Consider the following 4,299-nt stretch of genomic DNA (forward strand, 5'->3'; position numbering starts at 1 on the left):
GGTAAAATGGGCATTCTCTCCATGACCATCCGGGCTGCTGGCCCTTACTGTGTCCAGCTCCTGCAGGTTGAAGAAACAAAAGTTCGTTCCGCCTGATTTTCAGACGTTTTAATGCTTAATGGCAGGCTCTATCCTAACGGATAGAGCCTGTTTTTTTGCGAGTATTGTCATACGTAATTCCCGGTATGGTTTCTCTGGGGCTGCCTCACGTACAAGAAACAGGTCTGCCCGAGGACAGGAGGAACAATCCGGCGAAAGCGATAGGAAGTCAGACACGGAGCGTAAAATCTTCCCTCAAGAGGGGAAGGACGATGGAGCAAAGACAGCCTTTGCCCCTTATTCAGCCGAAAAATCGTGCTATTTCAGATGTCTGTGGTGCGAACTGCGGGACTCGAACCTACAGTAACACCACGATAATCTTATAAGATACTGATTTATATAGATATTCCGAAGTGATTGACTAAGAAACTGTAGAAAATCACGGTAGAAAAATCAAGGCTTCGATAGTCTCCGTAAGATATTAACGAAGCTCTCGGCATCTTTCTGCCTGATGTCGCAGACGTCTGAAAGCGAGATCACAACTCCAAATATCGAATAGGCTATTTCGAGCATCCTAATTGAATCGGTATAAAATTCGTCTAATTCGTCCATTGTATGAGAGTATTTTAGAGTTTCGTTTAAATTTGCATGGGATAAATAATTATTTCTTATATTTTTCAGTTCGATATATATATGTTGTTTATGACCGTTGATATATTTATCATATGTATTCACGAAAAAAGATATTTTATTTTGTAGATCGATTTTAATATCTTCGTAGTCATTTCCATATTTGTCGCAAAACCTAAGATAAAAACTATTAGGTTTTAAAATTGTATAAATCATTGAAAATCTGACATTGTTTTTATCACGTGTTTTGCTATCCCATAACTTTGATAATGCTATCCATGTTGATTGGATTAATGAAAATTGTATTATGTTAAAGGTATTAATAGCTCTTTTTCTAGAAAATATTTCATTAAATAAGTTTTTCTCTAATTGTAATTTTTTATATGTTTCCCAACTATTAATTGCATTGGTTGCCTGTAGCCTAAAAGAATCTAAAAAAACTCTATATTCCTTTATGGTTTCATCCATGCTGTTTTTATCATAACTAGAAAAGTCATTCATAATTATTACCGCCCTGTTGCTATTTTTTGAATGGTTCGAAGTCCAACACCATACTCTTTTGCTAATCCTTTGCCTGTTTCATTTGGATAGCGTCTTTTAATTGCTTCCATTGCGAGCTTTGATAACTTGAATTTCCTACCCATTTTCACTCCGTTTTCAATGGCTCTTTTGCGTCCTGATTGGGTTCTATCGATAATAAGGGAGCGTTCGAACTCTGCGAATGAAGCGAGGAGATTAGTCATTAAATTCCCCATCATATCTGAACGTATTGTCCCAACTCCTTCGATAGTAATATCAATCCCTTGGCTTCGAAGCTTCTGGATTGTTGTTAAAATGTCGATTGTTGAACGTCCAAGTCTGTCGAGTTTCATAACGACCAGTTCATCACCTGATGACAGTTTATTAAGCAATTTCGAAAATTCTTTTCGGTCGTCTGATTTCATGACGCCAGTGATTTTCTCCGCATAGATATTTTTCTTATCAATTCCGAGTTTGATTAATTGTTCTGTTTGTTCGTCAAGTGATTGTCCGAGAGTGCTGACTCTGGCGTATCCGTATTTTGTCATAATATTTTTCTCCTAAAATAGTAATTTATTATATCATATTTATGCGGTTATTTTTTGCGGTTCATAAATGGCTGTTTACTGTGATTTTTTGATACCGCATTTAATTGAGATTTAAGGCGTCCCCTGAAGCAACTTATGTGTATGACATTCCTACAGGACATTTGACGAAAGATGAGAAACCTATTTCAACAGAGTGTAAAAATGGAGTATGCGGATAGTATTATAAAAAATTTATAAAAGGGGGTGGATTTAATCTTCCCCTTTTTTCTATTAAAAAAGTGATTTTAATATTTTTCTTAAATATATTATTATTATATCATAAAAACGGCATAGCTATTTACGACGCTATGACCTTTTAAAATCCTGACATTGATAAAACAGTGTCAGAGGTGACGAATTACGGGCGTAATACGACATATCAGAACATAGACGGAAAAATATCTTTTAATAGTTTTTCGATAATTCTGATTTCGTTAATTTCGTCTGTTGTCTTGTTTTTCGTGTTATCTAAGAGTTTTAAACGCCATAATAGATAATCTGATGTTTCATACCAGAATGAATAATATCCATCATCATCGGGATGAAGTTCGATAAACTCTTTTGTATCTGTGTTGAATTCAACACGTTTAACCAGACTTTTGAGAAAATCCTGATGTTTCTTTTTCTTGTTCTGTCTGTATCTTTTACTTTTTTCTGATGATGTCAGACGATTACCGTCTGACTTTATACATTTTCTCATTGTCTTAATCTTTCGAATTTTTCTTGATATTTTTGTTTTTCAGACTCGTCTAAATCTTCCCATAATATTTTGAATTCTTGAGGTATTTCCCAACCTTCCCACTCGTATCTATCTATCCAAATCCTGATATATGATTCATACAAATCTTTCGGAGATGATAATGATTTTTCGGCATCTTTAAAATATCCATCAAATAAACTATTTACAGTTCCCATTTTTTTATTCCTTTACAATATTATTGATTATTTTCTGACGATGAAGTTCTTTGAATTTTTCGGTCAAATTCTTAGATACCTTTTTAACTTCTTTTTCTAATTCATCACATTTTTCTTTATTAAATACGAGTTTTTCATATTGTTTTTTTGTTTTATAATCCATGAATTTTATGTATTCTCGTCTGTGTTCATTAGATTGAGAAGATGATTTAATCTTTTCATTAATCAGATCATCAATTTCTTGAATGATGATATCTAATTTTTCTTTGTGTGTAGTCATTTTTAAATCTCCGCAGGTCTTTTTGTGCCTGTCTTATTTATTACTATATCATAAAGTCGCGTGACTTTTGAAAATTAATAAAATAGGAAAAAAATGAATAAATACCGAGACTTTTTATATGTCTGTATATACTATTTTTAGAATATCATAACTGATATGCAAAATTATCATAGATATTTACCTGCTATATGAAAATGATTTTTTCTTTTTTACATTGTTGTTTTTCGGAAATTGCACAACATTAGATTTTTCTTTATCTTGTTCTTGACTTTGTTCGATTGTTTCTTCTTTTTCCTGAGTTTTTTCTGGTTCTCTGACATCCATAAGATAGCGTTGATCTTCTCTTTTTTCAGCGTCTTTTATAGCTTTTCGTGCTTTTTCGATATTAAGTTCCTCTTGTGCTTCTTTGAGTTCTTTTTTGCCTTGCTCATCCAACAGCATGATATCGACATTTCTTATATTATTTAATTTCAAAAGTGCTTTTTTTGCATCTCTTACTTCTGGTCGATTTTTCCATTCATCTAGTTTTTTATCATCTTGTTCAAAGAATTTTGTAAATGCTATTGCATCCAAGCACTTTGCACGGTCTGCGTTATTAAATAACAGTTTTGCATATTTGTTTTCTTTGAATTGTATTTTTGCTTCTTTTTTCTGTTCGTTAGTCATGTAGTTAAATGCAACAGGTGCATTTTTAACTAATCCTAGTTTGTGCATCATCAAGTGAACAAGATACAGTGCCAACAATTTCAATTTTTCACGGTCTTTTTCTTCTTTTGTTTCTTTGAGATATAATTTTGATTTATTGACAACATTATACCAATTATTATTCTTTTTCAGTTGTCTTATATCTTTTCGTAATTCACATAATTTATTTCTATCTTCATAAAAATTATCTAATTCATCTTTAAAATTCTTATATAAAAAGTCTCTTGTCTCTTTTTTTGTTAAAGATTTCAATTTGGGATGTGGCTTATCAATTATGTCTGTTAGTAATTTTTCTCTATCGTCTAATATGTCAGCCCAAGTTGGTTTTAATTCAGGTTTTTTATTTTTCTGCATATCTTCGAGCATTTCGGTTGCTCGCTTTTTCTGATTAGCGAGTGCCTCTTTTAGTAATTTTTCTTTTTCATTTTGCTCTTTATTGAATTCAGAGATTGCGATTTTTTCTTCTCTGCTCATACCTTCGCTGGCTTCTGCTTTTATCTCTTGGGTTGTCTCGGTGTTAGAGCCGATTTCTGGCTGTTCTGGTGCTGTCTGTGGCTGTTGCGTGGTTTGCTCCTGAGCTTGTTCTGTAGTGTGTTCTGATGTCTTCTGAGACGGTTCAACAGG

Annotated in this window: 6 protein-coding genes; all 6 read right to left on the minus strand. The window is 33.1% G+C overall.

Annotated features, from left to right (window positions below; translation table 11 throughout):
- Positions 1–492 precede the first annotated feature (492 nt).
- The gene (locus AD930_RS00110) at positions 493–1,170 is read right to left on the minus strand and encodes an AbiU2 domain-containing protein (RefSeq protein ID WP_061504673.1); all 678 of its coding nucleotides are present in this window, start codon (positions 1,168–1,170) and stop codon (positions 493–495) included.
- A gap of 5 nt (positions 1,171–1,175) precedes the next feature.
- Entirely contained in the window at positions 1,176–1,736 is a 561-nt protein-coding gene (locus AD930_RS00115; protein WP_061504674.1) for a recombinase family protein, read from the minus strand.
- Positions 1,737–2,154: 418 nt separating this feature from the next.
- Positions 2,155–2,475 carry a hypothetical protein gene (locus tag AD930_RS00120; RefSeq protein ID WP_061504675.1) on the minus strand — a complete coding sequence of 107 codons (321 nt, stop codon included), beginning with the start codon at positions 2,473–2,475 and terminating at the stop codon, positions 2,155–2,157.
- Positions 2,472–2,690, minus strand: coding sequence for a hypothetical protein (locus tag AD930_RS00125; RefSeq protein WP_061504676.1), 219 nt, complete (start codon positions 2,688–2,690; stop codon positions 2,472–2,474). Before AD930_RS00125 ends, AD930_RS00120 begins: the two co-directional genes overlap by 4 nt.
- Before the next feature lie 4 nt (positions 2,691–2,694).
- Positions 2,695–2,970 carry a hypothetical protein gene (locus tag AD930_RS00130; RefSeq protein ID WP_061504677.1) on the minus strand — a complete coding sequence of 92 codons (276 nt, stop codon included), beginning with the start codon at positions 2,968–2,970 and terminating at the stop codon, positions 2,695–2,697.
- Positions 2,971–3,147: 177 nt separating this feature from the next.
- Positions 3,148–4,299 (minus strand): hypothetical protein (locus tag AD930_RS18015; protein WP_167375120.1); only part of this gene is annotated, 1,152 nt, incomplete at its 5' end.

It is taken from the genome of Acetobacter malorum, from assembly GCF_001580615.1.
Classification (GTDB): Bacteria; Pseudomonadota; Alphaproteobacteria; order Acetobacterales; family Acetobacteraceae; genus Acetobacter; species Acetobacter malorum.